Origin of the sequence: Dietzia cercidiphylli, from assembly GCF_014145145.1 — a bacterium.
Classification (GTDB): Bacteria; Actinomycetota; Actinomycetes; order Mycobacteriales; family Mycobacteriaceae; genus Dietzia; species Dietzia natronolimnaea.
This window is the reverse complement of the sequence record NZ_JAALEA010000363.1, coordinates 1-1,867: the sequence shown is the minus strand read 5'-3', so window position 1 is coordinate 1,867 and position 1,867 is coordinate 1. Positions and strand designations below refer to the sequence as shown.

Below are 1,867 nucleotides of genomic sequence, written 5' to 3'. Positions count from 1 at the left end.
GACGGCCTGGTCCAGCACCCGGACGGCATGAGCGGCCTCGGCGACCGTCCAGGCCCCGTTGGCGTCCACCCGGATGCGGGCGTCGGGGCGGGCCTGCAGGACCGCGGCGACCCGGGCGACGTCGTCGACGAGCTGCTGCCCGGATTCCGCGACCTTGATCTTGACCGTGGTGCACCCGGGGAAGCGGTCGAGGATCCCGGCCACCTCGCCCGCGGAGACCGCCGGGACCGTGGCGTTGACGGCGACACGCGACCGCAGGGCCGGCGGCGGACCCTGCCACGCCATCTCCAGGGCGGAGCGAAGCCAGTGGGCGGCCTCGGGGTCGTCGTACTCGGGGAAGGCGCCGAACTCACCCCACCCCGCCGGCCCCTCGACCAGCGCCACCTCCCGCTCGGTGAGGCCGCGGAACCGGACCCGCATCGGCAGGGCCACCACGTGGACGCGGGCGAGCAGATCGTCGATCGACTCGGGGCCCGGTACGGATGTCATGGCTCCACGCTAACGTCGAACCCATGACCGAGAGCAGCGCAGCGCAGGGCGAGACCGGGAACCCGTTCGATCCGACGCAGTGGCGGGAGGTCGAGGGCTTCCGGAACGGGGAGGACCTCACGGACCTGACCTACCACCGCCACGTGGGCGAGGGCCGGGCCGACGGGATCGTGCGGATCGCCTTCGACCGCCCCGAGGTGCGTAACGCCTTCCGGCCGCACACCGTGGACGAGCTGTACCGGGTGTTCGACCACGCCCGCCGCTCCCCCGACGTGGGCACCGTGCTGTTCACGGGCAACGGGCCGAGCGCCAAGGACGGCGGCTGGGCGTTCTGTTCCGGCGGCGACCAGCGGATCCGCGGCCGGTCCGGCTACCAGTACTCCACGGAACACGACTCGGACGTGGCCGGCGCGACCGCCGACAAGGTGGACGAGGCCCGGGTCAAGGCCGAGGGCGGCCGGCTGCACATCCTGGAGGTGCAGCGGCTCATCCGCACCATGCCCAAGGTGGTGATCTGCCTGGTCAACGGGTGGGCGGCCGGCGGCGGCCACTCGCTCCACGTGGTGAGCGACCTGACCCTGGCCTCCCGCGAGCACGCCCGGTTCAAGCAGACCGACGCCGACGTGGGGTCCTTCGACGCCGGCTACGGCAGCGCGTACCTGGCCAAGCAGGTGGGCCAGAAGTTCGCGCGCGAGATCTTCTTCCTGGGTCAGGCGTATACGGCCGAGGAGATGTTCCAGATGGGCGCGGTCAACCGGGTCGTCGACCACGCCGAGCTCGAGAACACCGCGATCGAGTGGGCGCGACAGATCAACGGCAAGTCGCCCACCGCGCAGCGGATGCTCAAGTTCGCGTTCAACCTCACCGACGACGGCCTGATGGGTCAGCAGGTGTTCGCCGGCGAGGCCACACGACTGGCGTACATGACCGACGAGGCGGTGGAGGGGCGCGACGCGTTCCTGGAGAAGCGCGACCCGAACTGGGACGACTTCCCCTACTACTACTGACGGCGCCGGTCCGGTCCATGCCCGTTACCCGCGACCTGCGCACCCTGCCCGTCCCCGGCGGCGTGGCCGTCACCGCCCTGTTCCCCACGTTCGAGCAGCTCCTGGCCGACCGTGGCCCCGCGCTGCTGCCCGTCCCGTCCGACGACCCCGCCCGGATGCGTCTGCTCGTCGGCGCCATGCACCCCGACGAGCCGATCGACGACCGGGCGGCTCTGGTGGTGAGCACCTCCGGCTCGACGGGCACTCCCAAGGGAGCGATGCTGTCCGCCGCCGCGTTGGCCGCGTCGGCCTCCGCCACCGACGCGTTCCTCGGCGGGCCGGGGCGCTGGCTGCTCGCGTTGCCCGCGCACCACATCGCAGGCCTCCAGGTG

General features: G+C 72.3%; 3 protein-coding genes. 2 read left to right on the top strand and 1 reads right to left on the bottom strand.

Annotated features, from left to right (window positions below; translation table 11 throughout):
• Positions 1 to 489 (bottom strand): enolase C-terminal domain-like protein (locus G6028_RS12955; protein WP_277817605.1); only part of this gene is annotated, 489 nt, incomplete at its 3' end.
• A gap of 23 nt (positions 490 to 512) precedes the next feature.
• Here G6028_RS12955 and G6028_RS12950 point away from each other — a divergent pair.
• The gene (locus tag G6028_RS12950; protein ID WP_182610820.1) at positions 513 to 1,496 is read left to right on the top strand and encodes a 1,4-dihydroxy-2-naphthoyl-CoA synthase; all 984 of its coding nucleotides are present in this window, start codon (positions 513 to 515) and stop codon (positions 1,494 to 1,496) included.
• 17 nt (positions 1,497 to 1,513) lie between these two features.
• On the top strand, positions 1,514 to 1,867 hold a 354-nt coding region (locus G6028_RS12945), incomplete at its 3' end, for an AMP-binding protein (RefSeq protein WP_182659123.1).